The organism is Streptococcus sp. SM3 (genome assembly GCF_027497875.1).
Map to the genome: position 1 here is coordinate 1 of NZ_JAJNSA010000042.1, position 19,172 is coordinate 19,172.

20 protein-coding genes and 2 pseudogenes are annotated in these 19,172 nt (G+C 35.9%); 14 read left to right on the forward strand and 8 right to left on the reverse strand.

The features are described from left to right. The 5 genes from PAN06_RS07620 to PAN06_RS07640 form a co-directional block, all read left to right on the forward strand. On the forward strand, positions 1-1,150 hold a 1,150-nt coding region (locus PAN06_RS07620; protein WP_269795987.1), incomplete at its 5' end, for a restriction endonuclease subunit S. A gap of 33 nt (positions 1,151-1,183) precedes the next feature. Continuing rightward, positions 1,184-4,306, forward strand: a complete 3,123-nt coding sequence (locus tag PAN06_RS07625) for an HsdR family type I site-specific deoxyribonuclease (protein ID WP_269795988.1) — start codon at positions 1,184-1,186, stop codon at positions 4,304-4,306. A 139-nt stretch (positions 4,307-4,445) separates the two neighbouring features. Continuing rightward, entirely contained in the window at positions 4,446-5,849 is a 1,404-nt protein-coding gene (locus PAN06_RS07630; RefSeq protein ID WP_269795989.1) for an AAA family ATPase, read from the forward strand. Continuing rightward, positions 5,839-6,870: an HNH endonuclease signature motif containing protein gene (locus PAN06_RS07635; RefSeq protein WP_269795990.1), complete on the forward strand. Its 1,032-nt coding sequence runs from the start codon at positions 5,839-5,841 to the stop codon at positions 6,868-6,870. The genes PAN06_RS07630 and PAN06_RS07635 overlap by 11 nt, the downstream gene beginning before the upstream one ends. A gap of 110 nt (positions 6,871-6,980) precedes the next feature. Beyond that, a complete protein-coding gene (locus PAN06_RS07640; RefSeq protein WP_269795991.1) occupies positions 6,981-7,934 on the forward strand; it encodes a hypothetical protein in 954 nt (317 codons plus the stop codon). A gap of 416 nt (positions 7,935-8,350) precedes the next feature. On the opposite strand, the gene PAN06_RS07645 is transcribed toward PAN06_RS07640, so the two are convergent. The 7 genes from PAN06_RS07645 to PAN06_RS07675 all read right to left on the reverse strand — a co-directional run bounded on the left by PAN06_RS07645 (position 8,351) and on the right by PAN06_RS07675 (position 12,379). Next, positions 8,351-8,881, reverse strand: a complete 531-nt coding sequence (locus tag PAN06_RS07645; protein WP_269795992.1) for a hypothetical protein — start codon at positions 8,879-8,881, stop codon at positions 8,351-8,353. A gap of 58 nt (positions 8,882-8,939) precedes the next feature. Continuing rightward, positions 8,940-9,479 (reverse strand): hypothetical protein, encoded by a 540-nt coding sequence (locus PAN06_RS07650; protein WP_269795993.1) that lies wholly within the window; start codon positions 9,477-9,479, stop codon positions 8,940-8,942. Positions 9,480-9,604: 125 nt separating this feature from the next. Further along, the gene (locus tag PAN06_RS07655; protein ID WP_269795994.1) at positions 9,605-10,390 is read right to left on the reverse strand and encodes a hypothetical protein; all 786 of its coding nucleotides are present in this window, start codon (positions 10,388-10,390) and stop codon (positions 9,605-9,607) included. Positions 10,391-10,669: 279 nt separating this feature from the next. Continuing rightward, a complete protein-coding gene (gene rpmG / locus PAN06_RS07660; RefSeq protein ID WP_001265622.1) occupies positions 10,670-10,819 on the reverse strand; it encodes a 50S ribosomal protein L33 in 150 nt (49 codons plus the stop codon). A 15-nt stretch (positions 10,820-10,834) separates the two neighbouring features. Then, complete coding sequence (gene rpmF, locus PAN06_RS07665; RefSeq protein ID WP_000290417.1) at positions 10,835-11,017, reverse strand: 50S ribosomal protein L32; 183 nt, start codon at positions 11,015-11,017, stop codon at positions 10,835-10,837. Positions 11,018-11,168: 151 nt separating this feature from the next. Next, complete coding sequence (locus tag PAN06_RS07670; protein ID WP_000796544.1) at positions 11,169-11,369, reverse strand: PTS ascorbate transporter subunit IIC; 201 nt, start codon at positions 11,367-11,369, stop codon at positions 11,169-11,171. Between the two features lie 2 nt (positions 11,370-11,371). Beyond that, on the reverse strand, positions 11,372-12,379 hold the full coding sequence (locus PAN06_RS07675; protein WP_004269911.1) for an SPFH domain-containing protein: 1,008 nt from the start codon (positions 12,377-12,379) through the stop codon (positions 11,372-11,374). A gap of 184 nt (positions 12,380-12,563) precedes the next feature. On the opposite strand from PAN06_RS07675, the gene ilvD reads away from it, so the two are divergent. Continuing rightward, positions 12,564-14,267, forward strand: a complete 1,704-nt coding sequence (gene ilvD, locus PAN06_RS07680; RefSeq protein ID WP_000137343.1) for a dihydroxy-acid dehydratase — start codon at positions 12,564-12,566, stop codon at positions 14,265-14,267. Between the two features lie 60 nt (positions 14,268-14,327). On the opposite strand, the gene PAN06_RS07685 is transcribed toward ilvD, so the two are convergent. Then, positions 14,328-14,669, reverse strand: coding sequence for a metal-sulfur cluster assembly factor (locus PAN06_RS07685; RefSeq protein ID WP_001206380.1), 342 nt, complete (start codon positions 14,667-14,669; stop codon positions 14,328-14,330). Positions 14,670-14,836: 167 nt separating this feature from the next. Between PAN06_RS07685 and hisS the strand changes: the two genes are divergently transcribed. From hisS to PAN06_RS07725, 8 genes and pseudogenes are all read left to right on the forward strand, one after another. Further along, positions 14,837-16,117 carry a histidine--tRNA ligase gene (hisS, locus tag PAN06_RS07690; RefSeq protein ID WP_269795995.1) on the forward strand — a complete coding sequence of 427 codons (1,281 nt, stop codon included), beginning with the start codon at positions 14,837-14,839 and terminating at the stop codon, positions 16,115-16,117. A gap of 151 nt (positions 16,118-16,268) precedes the next feature. After that, on the forward strand, positions 16,269-16,583 hold the full coding sequence (locus PAN06_RS07695; RefSeq protein WP_269795996.1) for a hypothetical protein: 315 nt from the start codon (positions 16,269-16,271) through the stop codon (positions 16,581-16,583). Between the two features lie 9 nt (positions 16,584-16,592). Further along, positions 16,593-16,799 (forward strand): helix-turn-helix transcriptional regulator, encoded by a 207-nt coding sequence (locus tag PAN06_RS07700; protein WP_001176233.1) that lies wholly within the window; start codon positions 16,593-16,595, stop codon positions 16,797-16,799. Continuing rightward, on the forward strand, positions 16,799-16,996 hold the full coding sequence (locus PAN06_RS07705; RefSeq protein WP_125852385.1) for a hypothetical protein: 198 nt from the start codon (positions 16,799-16,801) through the stop codon (positions 16,994-16,996). The genes PAN06_RS07700 and PAN06_RS07705 overlap by 1 nt, the downstream gene beginning before the upstream one ends. After that, positions 16,983-17,185, forward strand: a pseudogene (locus PAN06_RS07710) (hypothetical protein). Before PAN06_RS07705 ends, PAN06_RS07710 begins: the two are co-directional and overlap by 14 nt. 2 nt (positions 17,186-17,187) lie before the next feature. Continuing rightward, positions 17,188-17,925, forward strand: coding sequence for a DUF3169 family protein (locus PAN06_RS07715; RefSeq protein WP_060806214.1), 738 nt, complete (start codon positions 17,188-17,190; stop codon positions 17,923-17,925). Between the two features lie 10 nt (positions 17,926-17,935). Continuing rightward, positions 17,936-18,760: an ABC transporter ATP-binding protein gene (locus tag PAN06_RS07720; protein ID WP_225742412.1), complete on the forward strand. Its 825-nt coding sequence runs from the start codon at positions 17,936-17,938 to the stop codon at positions 18,758-18,760. Further along, a pseudogene (locus tag PAN06_RS07725) lies at positions 18,753-19,172 on the forward strand (ABC transporter permease); the annotation flags it as partial. The gene PAN06_RS07720 and the pseudogene PAN06_RS07725, both read left to right, overlap by 8 nt.

A 19,172-nucleotide genomic window follows, 5' to 3' on the forward strand; every position in this document is an offset into this window, starting at 1 on the left:
ACCAAAGAGACGTTATAAAGAGTTTGAGTTTGGGAATGAGTGGGAACAATTAAAGTTAGGAGATCATGCTAATATTTTAACAGGTGGAACACCGAATACTTCTATACCTAGTTATTGGGAACCAAAAGAGATTCCCTGGATGTCGTCAGGAGAAGTTAATAGGAGGCGACTTGATAAGACTGATAATATGATTTCCAAGGATGGAATTCAGAATTCTAGTGCTCGTTGGGTGAAGAAACATTCAATTCTTATTGCATTAGCTGGACAAGGAAAGACACGAGGAATGGTTGCCGTTAATAATATTCCGTTAACAACAAATCAATCAGTTGCTGCAATTGAACCAGATAAAGCCCTTAACTATGAATTTGTCTTTCAGAATTTATTTAGACGTTATGACGAGCTCCGTCGGATATCATCTGGAGATGGAACTCGTGGAGGATTGAACAAGCAAATAGTTTCCGATATTTTAATTTCAAGTCCAAATATTGCTGAGCAAAAAATGATTGGTGCTTTTTTTGAGACTTTAGACTCTCTCATCACCCTCCATCAGCATAAACTAGACAAATTGAAAAATCTCAAGAAATCTTATCTTGCTGAATTCTTCCCCGCAGAGGGCGAACGAATACCAAAACGTCGTTTCCCTGGTTTTGAAGGGGAATGGAAACAGAGGAAATTAGGAGAAATCCTTGTAACAGTACCATATAAGAAATTCATGAAAGTGCCTAAATCAAGTGGACAGTTTGAAGTAATTCAACAAGGTTATGATTCAATAATAGGTTTTGCTGATGGTTTTCCTTGCAACGAGTTTGAAGATGTTGTCATTTTTGGGGATCATACTTTATCTTTATATAAACCACAAAAACCATTTTTTGTAGGTACTGATGGAGTTCGAATATTAAAGGGGAAGAGCACAATCGTTGGTTACTATTTGTATGCGTTATTGGAACGATATAAGCCTAAGAATGAAGGATATAAAAGATACTATGGAATTCTGACCAATGTAGAAGTTGCCATAACTAATAATCCAATTGAGCAGAACAAAATTGCTTCATTATTCCAAAAACTAGACAAATCTATCTCTCTTCAACAACAAAAACTAGATAAACTAAAAAATTTGAAAAAAGCATACTTGAATGAACTCTTTGTCTAAGGATATAGGAAATCATTCTAGAAAGGAAACCCTATGGGTCGTACCAACAAAGATGCCTCCGAAAAATATTTTCAGGATGAATTTGTAAAAGAATTAACCAAGTTCAGATGGCAAGCTCCAGATAAACTGAATGGTAATCTTCATAAAGTGACTGTTCAGGATTTGATTGATAACTGGAGAAGTGAACTTAATCGTATTAATGCCGATGTCCTAGAAGGTGTCGCACTGACAGATAGCGAATTTGAACAAGTCCTATCTAAAGTCAATCAGATTTCAAACAGTTATGAAGCTGCAAAAATTCTATCTATCGAAGGTTCAACTGGAAAGATTGACGGCATTTATCGGGATGCTCATCCAGAAGTTACTCGTAAACAAATTACACTGACCATCTTGAAAAAAGCGCAAGTCAGTGGTGGAGATTCGAGTTACCAGATTGCTCGTGAAGTATCAACCCCTAACAGCAATCGTTTTGACCTTGTGCTTCTCATTAACGGCTTACCACTGATTAATATCGAACAAAAACGAAGTGACAAGAGCTTAGATGAAGCTTTTGGTCAGTTCAAACGTTATTACGCAGATGGAGAATATACCAACAACTTCATGGCCTTCTCACAGATGATGGTCGTAACAACAGATATTGAAACTCGCTATTTTGCGACACCTAAATCCGTCAAGGATTTCAACCCTGCTTTCGTTTTTCATTGGTCAGTAACTCAAAAGGGCCAAGAAAACGGGAAGCACTTGGGTCAACGTGTATTAACAGATTATAGAGATGTTATCGAACATTTCTTGATGGTTCCTATGGCTCATCAGATGGTGGGAGACTATCTCATTATTGATGAAGATCCTGACAATGAAGAAAATCGTCGCCATATGTTGATGCGTCCCTATCAGGTCTATGCTCTTCAGGCGGTTGAGAAAGCAGCATTTGGTTGGGATAATCCAGATAAGATTCCGCACGGTGGTTTTGTCTGGCATACAACAGGTTCAGGAAAGACCATTACTAGCTTTAAAACGGCTCAGTTTCTAGCAACCCGTACAGAGTTTGATAAAGTGGTATTCTTGCTAGATAGACGAGATTTAGACGAACAAACTTCAAAAGCCTTTAAAGCTTATTCCGTTTATGAGTCCGTAGATGTTGATGGGACAAAGAGTACCTACCAATTGAGAAAACAACTCACTTCTCCTAAGAGTGGTATTGTAGTAACGACTACCTTCAAACTGAACATTTTGGTAAATGAGTTGCTTGAAGCACAGGACCATCGATTATCAGATAAAAAAATTGTCTTTATTATCGATGAAGCCCATCGAACTACCATGGGAGATATGATGGGGACCATTAAAGATTATTTCTTTAAAAATAGTTTGTTCTTTGGTTTTACAGGAACTCCTTTGTTTGATGAAAATAAGGTGAAGGGTAAAATTAATGAACGTAGTGAAGTCATTAATACCACCGAAAAACTGTTCGGCCCACTCTTACACCAATATACAATTGATGAAGCTATTGCAGATGGAAATGTCTTAGGTTTCCATGTTGACTACATCAATACAGGTGAGTTTAGAAGCTATGAAGATCTCCGTGAGCAACTGATTGAAATTTTGGTGGCAAGATATCCAAACAAAGAACAAAGAGAGATTGAACGACAAGTTCAACAATGGACTGAGTTTGAAGTAGAAAAGAACGCTGCAAAAGAAGGACTATTATTCTACCAAGATAAGTATCATGTTCCAAAAGTGGTAGAAGAAATCCTTGCCGGCTGGAAATCGCAATCTCAACAGGGAGAATTCAATGCGATTTTAACGGTTGCTTATAAAGAACGTGTAATTCATTATTACCACGAATTTAAAAAACAAATCGCAGAAAGATTCCAGGAAGGTGATACTAATCCCAATATTGCAATGACTTTTAGTTTTGGGAACGAAAATGACCCCGACAATGTCGCTAATGAAGTTGTCGAGGAAATGTTTGAAGATTATGCAGGAATTACTGGTATTAAGTTCATAATTGGAGATAAAGTTCGTGGTGAGAATGCCTATTTTGAAGATATTACTGCTCGTGCGAAAAGAGGTGGGAGTGGTAGAAATCCTAAAAATATCGATATCTTAATTGTCGCAGACCAATTACTAACTGGATACGATGCTAAACGCTTAAATACTCTTTATGTTGATAGAGCGTTAGAGCTTCAAGGTTTGATTCAAGCATATTCTCGTACGAATCGTGTATTTGGTTCTGCTAAGGAATTTGGAACGATAATTAATTTCCAATTTCCTAGGATCACAGAATCTCTTGTAAATAATGCCCTTCGCTTGTATGGAAGTGGAGGGAAAAATAGCAGAGTTCTGGTTAAGAAATATTCTGATGCAGTAATTGAATTGGCTGATAAATTCGCCTATTTAAAAGCTGAGTTAGAAGATCCTACAAATTGGGCTTCTATTAAAGATGATGAAGAGAAAAAGGTACTCTTTAAAAAAGCATTCACCAAAGCAGCAACACAGTTAGGTAAAGTGAAACAATATTATGAGTTTTCTTGGGACGATGAAGCGTTTGGGATGACAGAGCATACATGGTTACAGTATATTGGGGCGTATAAGAATCTATTCCCTAAAGAACCTGCCCCGACTGGTATAATAATTGATAATATAGTTGGGAAGACAAAAATTCAAGGGACCCAGGTTATTGATGCACAAAGCATATTTACACTAATTGATAAACAGACATCAAGTAAGGATGGAGTGTTAGTTATCAATGATAATAACCTAATCTTGATATTGGAACAAATACAAGAACTCAGTAATTTAGGAGAGAACGAACTTGCCGAGTCTCTTAAAACCTTTATTAATGAGGAATTGGTTCCAGGACATTTATCTGCAGATACACACTTTGACACAGCTTTCAATGTATGGCAGGAAAACAAACAAAAGAATCTTGTCGAAGAATTTGCATCTGAGTGGGGACTAGACAGTCAGCTACTCACCAAATCTTTAAAGGCTTATGACTTGAAAAAACCAGATGAAGTTCCCTTCCGTGAAGACATCGTAAAAACACTCGATGCAACTAAAGCAACAAATCAATTTGCCGGAAGCAAACTTAAACTCAACATGGAATTGAATAAAGTTCTTCCAAATTGGATGCAAGAAGTGAAGCTGAGATATTGATGTCCATAAATTCATAATTCAAATAGTATATATTATATACTATTTGAATTGATTATCTCAGCGGAAAATAATATCTACAAGTCTTAAATAAGGAAACCCTATTAGACAAATTGGACTATAGTTAGGAGCTGATGCAGTAATGCACATAGACTATTTAAATTTAGAAAGTAATCAAGAGAAGATAGAATTATACTTAAACAGTAGTGGAGAAAACGGCAAGGGTTCTACTTTTACCCTCCTAATAGGAGAAAATGGAGTTCATAAGACTACTCTACTTGGTTACATTTACAAAATTTTTAGTGGGAAATTTCTTAATAGAGATACTAAAATGAAAATTATCTATACTATTGAGAATAAAACATACAAAGTTGATACATTTTATAAACATGATAGCGATCATAATGTCATTGTAGATTCATTCTCACGAATTGATAAAATGGATAAAACATATCTTGATTGGCGAAGATATGGTAAAGAAAGAGTAAATGATACTCTTATAAGAGAATTTATAAACACGATGGTTATTGCAAGCATCAATAACCATAGAAAATATAAGGAAATAACAGATCTCTTCGATTATATAGGAATAAATAGTAATGATTTAATCTTATCTTACAGGAATAGAAAACGTAAGCCGGATGATATGTATTTACGATATTTATCAGATGAAAATTTCGTTTCAAAATTAAATGATTTATTTGATGATTTATTAAACTATCCTAGTTTTCAAGATATATATAACTTTGATAATCACAGAATTAGTTTATTTACTGAGAATGCAGATGATAGTAAAATTATAGCTTTAAAAAAAATTAAAGCAATTGAACAGTATAGTTTATATTTATTTGAAAAAGCTGGATTAGTTTCTTATTCTAAAAATGGTTATACTTTTATATCATTAAGTAGATTTGTTGAATCTAAAAAAAAATTAGAAATTTTTAAAAAAATTATTATTTTTTTTAACGAGAATCTTAAAAGTTATTTTTTCAACAATTTGTATATTGATAATGAGAACTTTCCATTGATTGAGTTAAGTACAGGAGAGATTAGTTTATTATTAAGACTTTTTAATATCATTAATCAAATTGAGAATAATTCAATAATATTAATTGACGAGCCAGAACTCCATCTTCATCCAAATTGGTGTATAAACTATATTAGCAAACTTAAGCAATTATTTAATAAGTATGACTCTCACTTTATAATTGCTACACACTCACCACTATTAGTTTCTAATTTAAATAAAGAAGATTTAGTGGTGTTAAAAAAAGAAAAGAATGTAATAAGAAATAGTAATATAGATACAGGTACACTCGGTGTTGATATTGATACTGTTTTAGAACAAGTATTTGGAGTGACTTTGAGAGATAGTGAAATCATTTCTACTATTTTTCAAGATATCCAAAAAAAATTTAATTCAAAAAGTCGGGATAAACATCATGAAGCTGTTAATGAATTAAAAAAACTTCCTCAATCTTCTGAAAAATTTAGAGTCTTTAAAAAATACTATGAAAAGATTAAGGAGTTGGATAATGGTTTATAGTGGAGAGGTTGACATAACTCCTATAGATAACATAATTGATCAAGTCTGGAAAGATGTTTTTCTATTTCTTGTAACATTCCAAGATCAATTTTATTCTCAGGATATAGAACAAAACTCAGATATAAATATTGCAGAAGTAAGTATAACAAATAAGGATAGAAAACGATTCATAGAAAATATCAGTACAGATGAAAGCTTTTCTGATTTTGAAGAATTTGTTAAGCTTATTAACAGTACCAAGTTTTATAAAATATTATTTAATATCGCAAAAGATAATCAGGCGGTGACTAAGATTGGAAATTTTCTTAGTATAGATAATTATGATGAGTTCTATTTTGATAAAATAAGTTCACTTACAAATTACAACCAAATTATAGATTATTTAGAATCAGATTCATCAGCGCTCAAAGATTTAGGAAAATACTTTTATGAAAATGAGGGGATTTTATCTAAAGTAGGTGTCAAAAGAAAATATTTGGATGATGAAGAATTTTTAAGTAAATACAGACAAATTATGGAAGGAAAACTATGTCCTTATTGCGGAGAAAAAATGACAGTAGTAGAATTAGATCATTTTTTACCTAAAGGGCAATATCCATTGCTTTCAATTTATAGCAAAAACCTGGTTCCATCATGTGTTGAATGCAATAAAGAGAAAAAAGAAAAAATAGAATTACCTATTTCACATCCATTCAAATTTAATCACTTAGATCATATTAAGTTTACTTTTCAAGGGAATACAGCAATAGCAGTACCTGATGTGGGGGAAGAAGATGATGAAAAAACACTTATTCAAAACATGTTGGAAACAACAAATTTTAATAGATTATTTAAAGGGCAAATTATTGCTACAGATTTACGCAAAATTGATTATTATATTAGTAAATATACAAATGATTCACAGAAAATATCAGATTTTGTTGAATTCCAAATTACATCTAAAGTAAAAAAGAAATTATATAAAGATTACGTGCAGAACTGTTCTGAATCTGCTATGCTTCGAGATTATTCGAATTTTTAAGTATAATACTATCCTGGAAATAATATTGTTTATGAATTTTTCATCTGGCACTAGAACAGTTTGACTATTTATACTAATTATTGTCAATTTTTTAGAATTAGGGGGATTACATGATAAGATTTCAAAGGGAAGGATTTTCTGAAGATTATAACAGAACACTCAATGGATTAGTTTCAAAAGCAATATATGTTGATCCAGATAGTGTTAAATTCATAAGAACATCTTTTTATAATTTATTGACAGAATTTCTTCAAAAAAGAGAGCAAGAGTTTGGGAAAGGTTTTCTTTATATACCACCACAATTAGCTAAATTATCTAATAAAAATGGCATGCAGCATGAAAGTGGAGACGACTATAAAATTTTTGTAATTGAAAATGAAGAAACCCAGTTTAGATTGACTTCTGATCAGTTTGGTTTTAGCGCTGCAGAAGGAATATATAGCAAACCTGAAAAGTATCCTCTCGCTAAAATTAATTATTTATCAAAAGAAAGTCAGTCAGAAGATCGAGAAAGAGTAATAAAAAAACTCATTAATTATGTAGAGAATACTAGAACTTTAGGGGGAGTATTTGTATGGCCTATTCCTAAAGAAGGTAGACGAAATTGCAGTTATAATATTAGACGTGGTATTGCTAGTTATATCGAAGATAGAGTGGATTTAACACTATTAGAAATAAAGCATGCTCTTGATGGAGACTATAAAAAAGAAAAGCATCAAAACGATATTTTATATAATCTTTATCACAATAACACCCAAAATATTCGAAATTGGTTAGAACATTTTGATTCATTTGATGAGTATATTAGATATTTTATGCTTACTGATTTTGTAGAAGATGGTATGCCTATTAATATTATGACAGGTAATCCTCTATGTGATGAAGAATTAAAGTCATATCAGGAAAGTAAACATTTTCAAGATAAAGATTTGTCTTTAAAAGAACTATTATCAATATTGGAGAGATTAGAGTCAATGATAGTTAAAAGAACACTGCGTATGGAATACTATATAGGTGATTATATAAAAGACCATAGAGATAAAATAGAAAGTTGTAATTCATGATTTGAATGATTCACTAAACAAAATACAACTTTTTTATCACTACTTCAAAAATCAGAATATCAGAATCATGATTTAATAAGAACACCCCTAAATAATCTTTTTAAAATAATACTGCTTACTGTCCAACTTCTTGCTTTTTTAGCAGTATATCTGATATACTATAATAGTACTGATGAGATATCAGTACGAAATAAATACCTTTTCAGTTTGGGTTAGTTTTTCAAATTCCATTTAAAAGCTTTACTTCCTTTCTGTTAGTATTTCATTTTAACTTCCTTTATATTTAAGCTATTAGATAGTTTTTTAATAACTTCCCCTGCTATCTTTGCTAATAAAATAGAAAAAGCACTGTCAACTTCCTCCGACAGTGCTTTTTTGTTGCTATTAAAACTTAAAATTGAAATGTATCACTAAAACTATTGTTTAAAATCATTCCTTTTGGTTTCAATCACTCTAACAGCAGCTCTTACTGCATGAAATTCATCAATAAATTTACTAATGAGCTCAAAATTTTGTTGACTAACTCTTCCTGTCATTAATTTTTCAGCAATTTGATTAAATTCAGTCAAATGATCTTTTACACTCAGTAACATTTCTTTCGTATCTTTTAAGTAGTATTTCCTTGATAATTTTTCAACTTCTTGCTTAAACAAGTCCACATTATTATCATGTATAGTTATATTTTTACCATCAGAAATCCAATCATTCGCTTCATAACAAGTGATGAATTTATGCTCAATCGTATCACAAACAAAAATAATTCCACTATCAGTTATATACTTTCGCTTTTCTGGAATTTGTCCCTCGCTTGAATCATATGGTGTCAAGCTATTTATCTGCTTAGAAATCCATTTAGGAAGTTGCTCTTCTTTAATTCCAAATCGTTCATTAGCTCTTTCAACAAAATGATCTGTCCATACATAATCTGGTGCATACGAAAGTCCCATGGCAATACTCCTCTTTAAAACTTGAGAAAAATATCTATTCTAATTGATTATGAGAGTTTTAAATTTCTACTTCAGCAATTGGTTTGCGATAGCTAGGCGCATGAGCATAGTGACAATAGAGTTTGCCTAAATCAAGTCTTGGTTTAAACTCTTCAAAGTCACTTGCTAGTACATAGCAAGGCTTATAGATACAACTGAATGTGATAGATACTTCCTCTCTTAAATCCTCTATAAGCATTTCTAATGTTTCATACTCGTAGATACGTACTATCTCTCCTCTACTTTCAAATAGTGCCTTAACAACAATAGAAGTACCATTACCATAAAAGACAGTATTATAGGCCACACACTCGTAGTCTTTCATTTCTAGACGATAATACCTATCTGCTCTGGTCTCTCCAATAGACACTTCTTTGGGAACCATATAAAAATATCTTCCCTTTTCTACTGCTAGCGTGAATCGTCTGCGCGCTTCTAATTGTTTTAAGTATTCGTCAATTCCGCTACCAATAGTTAATGCTTTTCGGATAATCGAGGCTTTATCTGAAGAGTGGTTTTTGTCTAACCATTCTCCTAAAAATCTGTGAAGATATACCATAATTTCTTCTCCTTGTTATTCTTATATTTTAATTTTACATAATTTTTCTTTTTCTCGCAACAAACTTGGTACTACGATAGAATTTTGGGATTTCTCAAACTTTAAATCTTTATACGACAAATGATTTAAATACGCTTCACCTTAAGTAATTTTGAAAAGCCTAAGTATCCATTATAATATTCTTGTTTTTTCTTCATGGTAGAAACAAAGGCTAACTTTACAGGAACTGCATTGGCTCTTGAATGTTTAAAACTTAAATCTTCTGATTGTGGGATAAATCTTAATTCATCTTCCAAATATCTATACACTCTTTCAGGAATGACTAAATTGCAGATGTACTTTGCATGATCATTGTTTCGAAACATTCGTAGATAGTACTTTTTATCAGTCTTTCCTATAAACACCTTGCATTCTCCATAATAAATAGTCAGATGGTCAGATACTTCTAATTCATTTAGGAGGAGGGATCTACGAGGTAAATATTTTCTGATACCGATTTTATTTTCTAAAACAAATTTTATATAAGGCACCTCATTATTATTTTGCAGAGAATTGACGCTCCTTGGTTGGACTACTCTAGTGGTCTTTTCTTCCAGAATATGATTTAGGAGTTGTTCAGCTAAGTCTGCATCAATTTTCTTATAATATTCTTTCAGTTCCATTTTCGAAGCAGATTCCAAAGTATATTCACATCCGTCACCATGAGGTAATTTAGGATGGCTCGATAAATAGATTTTCCCTTTTTTCTCGTTTATCACTAAATCCACTTCGTAACAACCAGGACAAAATAATTGTTTTTCATACTTAAGTTTTGTCCCAGTTTTATCCTTTTGATATTCCTTTTGTAGCTCATGAAGTTCTAGTCTCTCATGATTGTAAATACAGTATTGAAATTTATTTTTTGTAAACATAATGATCCTTTCTAGTTACCAACAATTAAATCTTGTTTTAAAAATCTGAAATGTGTAGTTATCTAAACCAACATCTAATTTTCTTAAACAACACAAAAACGCTCTAGACAATATGACTAGAGCGTTTTCTATATATCCGAACATCTAATTTATTTCACAAAAAATGTAGTCAAAAATGTAGTCATTCGGTTGATTTTTATTGCAATACATTGAAATTTGAAAAATCAAGAATCGCATTAAATCAAGGTTTTTTCGTTTCTACTGAAACGTAATGACCTATTATTTAACTTCTGTAAACACAACGTGCTTGCGAAGTTTTGGTGAGTATTTCTTCAATTGAAGACGGTCTGGAGTGTTACGTTTGTTTTTAGAAGTAAGGTACAAGCGTTCACCAGATTCTTTGTGTTCAAGTGTAATATTTACGCGCATGGTATCTCCCTTCTATTATTCAGCTGATGCAGCTTTAGCGATTTTACGTCCTTTGTAGTATCCTTTAAGTGATACACGGTGAGAACGTGAGTAATCTCCAGTAGTTTCGTCAAAGTTTACAGATGGAGCTGTTACTTTGTAGTGTGTACGACGTTTGTTTTTCTTCGCTTTTGAAGTGCGACGTGCAGGTACTGCCATTTTGATTTCTCCTTTAGGTATTTATATTCGATTCAATCTACTGATTTTCATCAACCATACTAGGATAACACATTTTTTTTGTAAAGTAAAGTTACTTGACAAAAAAAGATGAAAAAATTCTCCTGTCAGACCTAGAAGACAGGAGAAAGTGTTAAATATCAATCTCAAATGGTTCGTCAATGGTTTCTGATACGTATTTTCCGTCTTTTTTCCGTTGCTTGACACATTCTGTGAGGAGATACTCGATTTGCCCATTGACTGAACGAAAGTCGTCTTCTGCCCATGATGCGAGTGCAGCGTATAACTTTGTTGAGAGTCTAAGGGGGATCTGCTTTTTTTTAGCTTCAGCCATCTTTAGTAAAGACTTCCTGTGTTGACAATTGGTTGTGCATCATGATTGCCACAGAGAACGACTAGGAGATTTGAAACCATGGCAGCTTTTCGTTCTTCGTCAAGCTCGACCAATTCCCCTTCATTGAGTCGTTCTAGTGCCATTTCAACCATTCCTACAGCACCATCCACAATCATCTTACGGGCATCAATAATGGCAGATGCTTGTTGGCGTTGAAGCATGACAGCAGCAATTTCTGGAGCGTAAGCTAGGTAAGTAATACGTGCTTCAAGGATTTCCAAGCCAGCATCCTCAACACGACTTTGGATTTCCTCACGAATACGGTTAGCTACAATCTCACTAGAACCACGGAGACTACCTTCATCTGCTTGCCCGTCACCTGTAGTATCCACATTAGGAGAGACATCGTAAGGATAGATGCGGACAATATTTCGGAGGGCGCTATCACATTGCAATGAAAGATATTCTTTGTAGTTGTCCACATTGAAGACTGCTTTGGCTGTATCAACAACTCTCCAAGTTACCGCGATCCCGATTTCTACGGGATTTCCTAGACAATCATTGATTTTTTGGCGAGAATTGCTCAAGGTCATAACCTTGAGGGAAATCTGTTTTTTGCCAATTTCAATGTTTACATCATTGCCATTTGATGATTTCATTCCTGACAAAGGAGATTTTGTGCTAACATCACCACTTTGTCCCAGTCTAGTGTGATTTGCAGGGTTGACTGCTACGCTGAAGGGATTAACAAAGTAAAAACCAGGTTCTTTGATGGTACCTGTATAGTTACCAAAAAGGGTCAAAACCAGAGCTTCCTGAGGTTTGACAACTTTTAAACCAGCATGAGCTAGGCCTGCAATTAAGCTTAATAAAAGTCCGATAATAATTCCAAAAATGTTTTCCGAACCAACACCCATTATAAATATAAAGATACCGAGTACGAGCGCCAATTCAATGAGAATCAATGCGAATACACCATTTGGTTTTGAATTGATTAGTTTTTCAGTCATAAGAATGGCCTCCTATTATTTGATATCTAAATGATATCACTTTAATTTATAAAGTCAAGAAATAAATGTAACATTTTTAAAGAAAATATTTCTGTATAGAATTTTCTGAAAATTCAAGAATTTTCTTCTGTTCATTGCTTTTAAAATGTGCTATAATAGTAAAAACTGAAATGGGAGGGAACAAATGACTGAATTAGATAAACGTCACCGCAGTAGCATTTATGACAGCATGGTAAAATCACCAAACCGTGCCATGCTTCGTGCGACTGGTATGACAGATAAGGACTTTGAAACACCGATTGTTGGGGTAATTTCGACTTGGGCGGAAAATACACCATGTAACATCCACTTGCATGATTTTGGGAAATTAGCTAAAGAAGGTGTCAAATCGGCAGGTGCTTGGCCTGTGCAGTTTGGGACTATTACCGTAGCAGACGGGATTGCCATGGGAACGCCTGGTATGCGCTTCTCTTTGACATCTCGTGACATCATTGCGGACTCAATCGAGGCAGCTATGGGTGGTCATAACGTGGATGCCTTCGTCGCTATCGGTGGCTGTGACAAGAACATGCCTGGATCTATGATTGCCATTGCTAATATGGATATTCCAGCTATTTTTGCCTATGGTGGAACCATTGCACCGGGAAATCTTGATGGCAAAGACATCGACTTGGTTTCTGTTTTTGAGGGTATCGGAAAATGGAACCACGGTGATATGACAGCTGAGGACGTGAAGCGTCTCGAATGTAATGCCTGCCCTGGACCTGGTGGCTGTGGTGGTATGTACACTGCTAATACCATGGCGACCGCTATCGAAGTTCTTGGTATGAGTTTGCCAGGCTCTTCATCTCACCCAGCTGAATCAGCTGATAAGAAAGAAGATATCGAAGCAGCAGGACGTGCTGTTGTTAAGATGTTGGAGCTCGGTCTCAAGCCATCAGATATCTTGACTCGTGAAGCCTTTGAAGATGCTATCACTGTAACTATGGCTCTCGGTGGTTCTACAAATGCCACTCTTCATTTGCTTGCCATTGCCCATGCTGCCAATGTTGACTTGTCACTTGAGGACTTCAATACGATTCAAGAACGTGTGCCACACTTGGCTGACTTGAAACCTTCTGGTCAGTATGTCTTCCAAGACCTCTACGAAGTCGGTGGTGTGCCTGCGGTTATGAAATATCTCTTGGCAAATGGTTTCCTTCATGGAGATCGCATCACATGTACTGGTAAGACTGTCGCTGAAAACTTGGCTGACTTTGCAGACCTTACACCAGGTCAAAAAGTTATCATGCCACTTGAAAATCCAAAACGTGCAGATGGTCCGCTTATCATCTTGAACGGGAACCTTGCCCCTGATGGCGCGGTTGCTAAAGTATCAGGTGTTAAAGTGCGTCGTCACGTTGGACCAGCTAAGGTCTTTGACTCAGAAGAAGATGCTATCCAGGCTGTTCTGACAGATGAAATCGTTGATGGCGATGTTGTCGTTGTTCGTTTCGTTGGACCTAAGGGTGGTCCTGGTATGCCTGAGATGCTGTCACTTTCATCCATGATCGTTGGTAAAGGTCAAGGAGACAAGGTTGCCCTCTTGACAGACGGACGCTTCTCTGGTGGTACTTATGGTCTGGTTGTTGGACATATCGCTCCTGAAGCTCAGGATGGTGGACCAATTGCCTACCTTCGTACAGGCGATATCGTTACGGTTGACCAAGATACCAAAGAAATTTCTATGGCCGTATCCGAAGAAGAACTTGAAAAACGCAAGGCAGAAACAACCTTGCCACCACTATACAGCCGTGGTGTCCTCGGTAAATACGCCCACATCGTATCATCTGCTTCACGCGGAGCCGTGACAGACTTCTGGAATATGGACAAGTCAGGTAAAAAATAAACTTAAAAAGCAAGCCAATCTCGGCTTGCTTCTTTTCATCTTCAAAAGTAATTTTCCTGCTTAACGAGGTGGCAGTCCAAGGGCAATACGACCGTAGCGACTGATTCGTGTGATTTTCCAAGCAGGTGACCAGGTGACTTCAACCTTGACATCTTCGATCCCCTCGATTTGTTTCAGACCTGCAACGATTTCGATAGGCAGACTTTCGGCACAATCGCAGGCAGTATCGGTGAAGGTCATGACAATCTTACAGAGGCCTGTTTCGTCTAGATTGATTTCATAAATCAACCCTAGATTGTAAACATCCAATTCCACATCTGTATCAAAAACCTTCTCTAGTTTTTCGATAATTTGGTCTTGCAAGGCCAAAGCACGGTCATTGATTTTGATATCCTCTCTCATAACAGTCCCTCCACGTGATAAATATCCTCTATTTTCTCATAATTCTGACAATTTGGCAAGTTTTTGATGAATTTTCTGAAAAGACTCTCTTGAGATTTTCTTCTCTCACTGTTTTAATCCCTCTATTTATGGTAAAATAAGACTATTAAGTTTAAAGAGGATTCCCTATGAAATTACAAAAACCAAAAGGAACGCAGGATATCTTGCCTGCTGAGTCTGCCAAATGGCAGTACGTTGAGGGCTTTGCCCGTGAGATTTTCAAGCGCTACAACTATGCAGAAGTGCGCACGCCTATTTTTGAGCATTACGAGGTCATTAGTCGCTCTGTCGGAGATACAACGGATATCGTAACCAAGGAAATGTATGACTTCTATGACAAGGGTGATCGCCATATTACCCTCCGTCCAGAAGGAACTGCGCCCGTTGTCCGTTCCTATGTGGAAAATAAACTCTTCGCGCCAGAAGTGCAAAAGCCAAGTAAATTCTACTACATGGGCCCAATGTTCCGCTATGAGCGTCCACAGGCAGGGCGTTTGCGCCAGTTCCACCAGATTGGTGTTGAGTGTTTTGGCTCTAGCAATCCAGCTACCGATGTGGAAACCATCGCTATGGCAGCTCACTTCCTGAAAGAAATCGGCATCCAAGGTGTCAAATTGCACCTTAACACTCTTGGAAATCCTGAGAACCGTGCGGTCTACCGTCAAGCCTTAATTGACTATTTGACACCGCTCAAGGAGACCTTGTCTAAGGATAGCCAACGCCGTTTGGAGGAAAACCCTCTTCGTGTTTTGGATTCTAAGGAAAAAGAAGACAAGGTAGCAGTAGAGAATGCGCCTTCTATCTTGGACTTCCTTGATGAAGAAAGTCAAGCTCATTTTGATGCTGTGCGTCAGATGTTGGAAAATCTTGGAGTAGACTATATCATCGATACCAATATGGTGCGTGGTCTGGACTACTACAACCACACCATTTTCGAGTTTATCACTGAGATTGAGGGTAATGACCTGACAGTCTGTGCGGGTGGTCGCTACGATGGTTTGGTTGCTTACTTTGGTGGCCCTGAAACTGCTGGATTTGGTTTTGGACTTGGTGTAGAGCGTCTGCTTCTCATTCTTGAAAAGCAAGGTGTGTCTCTTCCTATCGAAAACGCCCTAGATGTCTATATCGCAGTCTTGGGAGAAGGAGCAAATGTCAAGGCCTTGGAGTTGGTGCAAGCCCTTCGCCAACAAGGTTTCAAAGCAGAGCGTGATTACCTCAACCGTAAACTCAAAGCTCAATTCAAGTCAGCCGATGTCTTTGCGGCTAAGACTCTCATCACTCTAGGAGAGAGCGAAGTCGAAAGCGGACAAGTGACGGTCAAGAACAACCAAACCCGAGAAGAAGTGCAAGTGTCACTTGAGACAATCAGCCAAAACTTCTCAGAAATCTTTGAAAAATTAGGCTTTTAATGATAGACAAACTGGTCAGAAAACTACTCTGACCTTTTTCTTTTGCAAAATGACAAAAATCATAAACTTTTTGACAAATATACTTGTCAAAAAGAAAAAGATGTGTTACAATAAATTCAAGTTAAGAAATAAAGAAATAGGAGGGAGTCACATGTGGGTATGGATTTTTTTCCCTTTTCTCGTCTTGATTTATACGAGTCAATCTAAAAAAATCAAGCGGTTAGAGAAGAGGTTAAAGGTAATCGAAAGAAAAGAGAAAGGAAATATAGAAATGTCAAGATTATTACAAGAATTGATTGGGGAAAAACCAACAATCGTTGGAGAATTATTTGGAACAAATAATTGGGAAGTTGTGGATGTTGATGAGGAATGGGTAAAGCTACGACGTGTAGATAATACGGGAAAAGAAAAATTCAAACTACAACGTATTGAGGATATCCAAACCGTTGAATTTGACGGAGAGTAGGTGTGTGACATGCAACTTAAAAATCGTTTAAAAGAGCTGCGGGCTCGCGATGGCCTCAATCAAACCGAACTAGCCAAGCTAGCAGAGGTTTCCAGACAGACCATTAGCCTATTAGAACGGGACGAATACACCCCATCCGTTGTGATTGCCTTGAAAATATCTCAGATTTTCAACGAAACAGTCGAATCGGTATTTCGCTTGGAGGAGGACGAGTGATGAACATGTATAGAGTGGTTTATTATATGAGTGTTCTTGCCCTTATTGTGAATGCCTTGGCTATGATTGGAACATTACTGGGGTGGTTCTATTTTGTTGAGAGTAAGTATTTGTTTTGGATTAACTTAGTCCTCTTGTCCATTTTCAATCGGTTGGAGAAAAAGGAGAAAAAGGAGAGAGATGATGAACAAGTATAAAGTGATTTATTATGTAGTTGCCATAGCTTTATTAGTCAGCCTGTGTTTACTAATTGGAACAAATCTAGGATGGTTTGATCTCTATTACAGCGACCAATTTATTTGGGCCTACTTTGCTCTTATCCCAGTCGTTGACTGGATTGAAAAGAAAGCAAAGCAAACAATCTAGCAAGTGAAAAAGGAGAATGAATATGAAAAAGAAACGTGGATTGTTATTATTTTTAATGTCTATTGTCTTGGGATTTTTTTTGGGCATGTTTGTAGGGACGTTTAAGGCACTTACTGAATCCCACGGAATTATGTTAGATGTAAAAGTCTTGATACCATGGATATCAGCTATTTGTTTAGTGTTAGGTTTCATTAGCATTCTTTTGGCATTCAATTTCTTAAAGAAAAGCAGAAAATTTCATTCCTTGTATCAAGAAGAAATGGATGATGATCTGAATGAAACCTATTATGTGCAAATGCATCGGAATCTCGAGTTTGGAACCATTGCTTTTAATATTGCAAGTGTAGCGATTTTATTGGCTCTTTTCATCTCAGGTAGTGAAGCATTTGTACTAAATAGAAGCCATCTAACCTTATCTCTTTCTTTTTTGGGATTAGTGCTGATTTTCAGTGTTCAAAAATATCTTTTTAAGACCATTGCGATTGTTCGTCAGTTTGATTTGGCATTTTTCTCTACACCAAAGGATGTCATGGACTTTATCAATTCTTACGATGAAGGGGAGCGCCAGGCTAATTTGGAACAGAGTTTTCGAATTTTATTCCAATTAAACCAGTATGTCTTGCCAGGTTTGTATATTTTGATTGATCTCTTTTCCTTACTGACAGGAGAGATTCAGTTACTAGCCTTCTTGCTTGTAGGAGCTATCCATATTTATATCAATGTGATGCAGTTACCTATGGTAAAACGTTATTTCAAATAAAGGAGTTTCTATGATTCGTGTTGAAAATGTAAGCAAAAGTTTTGGGAGCAAAAAAGCTCTTCATCAGATTTCTTTTGAGATTAAGGAAGGTGAAATCTTTGGTTTTCTTGGACCTTCTGGCTCAGGTAAAACAACCATGATCAATGTCTTAACAGGTCAGTTGGCTGCAGATCAAGGTAAAACAGTTTTGTTAGGCAAGAATTCTCAAGATTTAACCTCAAAGGATTTGGAACAAATTGGTATAGTTAGTGATGGCAGTGGTTTTTATGAAAAGATGAGTCTTTACAAAAATCTTCTCATCTATGCTAAGCTATATGGTCTCAAGTCAGATAGAGTAGTTCAGGTGCTTCAACAGGTTGGATTGGCAGATGCTAAAGATATTATCGCAGAAAAGTTATCTACTGGAATGAAACAACGAATGTTCTTGGCCCGTGCCCTTCTTAATGCTCCTAAGATTCTCTTTCTAGATGAGCCAACCAGTGGCTTAGACCCTACAACATCTAAGATGATTCATACCCTACTTCAAGAATTAAAGCAGGCGGGGACAACTATCTTTCTGACCACGCATGATATGAATGAAGCAACTCTGCTTTGTGATCGCTTATCTCTTTTGAATAAGGGTAACCTAATAGAGTATGGAAGTCCGCAAGATATCATCCAGAAGTACCATGTGGATAAGAAAGTACGTGTGGTTTATAACGACGGACGAGAACAGATAGTTCCATTTGATGAATTACCACATTTAGACACGACAGATTTGATGGTGGTTCACTCTTGTGAGCCGACACTAGAAGAAATCTTTATCAGATTGACAGGAGAAAAGTTAGATGTTTAGAAAATTAAATGCCCTACTATGGTTAAGATTACAAGTTCTTATCAGCAATTCAACTTTGTTGGCGACTCTATTGTTGCCTTTTGGACTGGCTGTTCTATATAATGAGTTCTTAAACAAGAGTGGAGAATTGAGTACGTATTTCCTTTCTATGAGTTTGACGATGGTCTTGAGCATGGGAAGTGGTTATATGGTATCGATTATGATGGCAGAAGATAAGGAAAAGCGCAATCTTAAATCACTCATCCTAAGTGGTGTGACAGCAACAGAATATACTTTCAGTATGCTCATTCTCCCTCTGTTGATTATGTTGCTTGGAATGATTTTACTACCAATCTATTTTAAAGTGGATGTATCAGGTTACTTATTGGCCTATGTTATCTATTTGGTCTTAGCAGCTATTAGTGTTATTTTT

Bases quoted from the DNA above. Each gene is read 5' to 3' on its own strand.
- PAN06_RS07675 (WP_004269911.1), bottom strand. From the start codon at position 12,379: ATGACTGAAAAACTAATCAATTCAAAACCAAATGGTGTATTCGCATTG.
- PAN06_RS07720 (WP_225742412.1), top strand. From the start codon at position 17,936: ATGATTCGTGTTGAAAATGTAAGCAAAAGTTTTGGGAGCAAAAAAGCT.
- ilvD (WP_000137343.1), top strand. From the start codon at position 12,564: ATGACTGAATTAGATAAACGTCACCGCAGTAGCATTTATGACAGCATG.
- PAN06_RS07650 (WP_269795993.1), bottom strand. From the start codon at position 9,479: ATGGTATATCTTCACAGATTTTTAGGAGAATGGTTAGACAAAAACCAC.
- rpmG (WP_001265622.1), bottom strand. From the start codon at position 10,819: ATGCGCGTAAATATTACACTTGAACACAAAGAATCTGGTGAACGCTTG.
- PAN06_RS07655 (WP_269795994.1), bottom strand. From the start codon at position 10,390: ATGTTTACAAAAAATAAATTTCAATACTGTATTTACAATCATGAGAGA.
- PAN06_RS07630 (WP_269795989.1), top strand. From the start codon at position 4,446: ATGCACATAGACTATTTAAATTTAGAAAGTAATCAAGAGAAGATAGAA.
- PAN06_RS07670 (WP_000796544.1), bottom strand. From the start codon at position 11,369: ATGGCTGAAGCTAAAAAAAAGCAGATCCCCCTTAGACTCTCAACAAAG.
- hisS (WP_269795995.1), top strand. From the start codon at position 14,837: ATGAAATTACAAAAACCAAAAGGAACGCAGGATATCTTGCCTGCTGAG.
- PAN06_RS07635 (WP_269795990.1), top strand. From the start codon at position 5,839: ATGGTTTATAGTGGAGAGGTTGACATAACTCCTATAGATAACATAATT.
- PAN06_RS07700 (WP_001176233.1), top strand. From the start codon at position 16,593: ATGCAACTTAAAAATCGTTTAAAAGAGCTGCGGGCTCGCGATGGCCTC.
- PAN06_RS07640 (WP_269795991.1), top strand. From the start codon at position 6,981: ATGATAAGATTTCAAAGGGAAGGATTTTCTGAAGATTATAACAGAACA.
- PAN06_RS07715 (WP_060806214.1), top strand. From the start codon at position 17,188: ATGAAAAAGAAACGTGGATTGTTATTATTTTTAATGTCTATTGTCTTG.
- PAN06_RS07705 (WP_125852385.1), top strand. From the start codon at position 16,799: ATGAACATGTATAGAGTGGTTTATTATATGAGTGTTCTTGCCCTTATT.
- PAN06_RS07685 (WP_001206380.1), bottom strand. From the start codon at position 14,669: ATGAGAGAGGATATCAAAATCAATGACCGTGCTTTGGCCTTGCAAGAC.
- rpmF (WP_000290417.1), bottom strand. From the start codon at position 11,017: ATGGCAGTACCTGCACGTCGCACTTCAAAAGCGAAGAAAAACAAACGT.
- PAN06_RS07695 (WP_269795996.1), top strand. From the start codon at position 16,269: ATGTGGGTATGGATTTTTTTCCCTTTTCTCGTCTTGATTTATACGAGT.
- PAN06_RS07625 (WP_269795988.1), top strand. From the start codon at position 1,184: ATGGGTCGTACCAACAAAGATGCCTCCGAAAAATATTTTCAGGATGAA.
- PAN06_RS07645 (WP_269795992.1), bottom strand. From the start codon at position 8,881: ATGGGACTTTCGTATGCACCAGATTATGTATGGACAGATCATTTTGTT.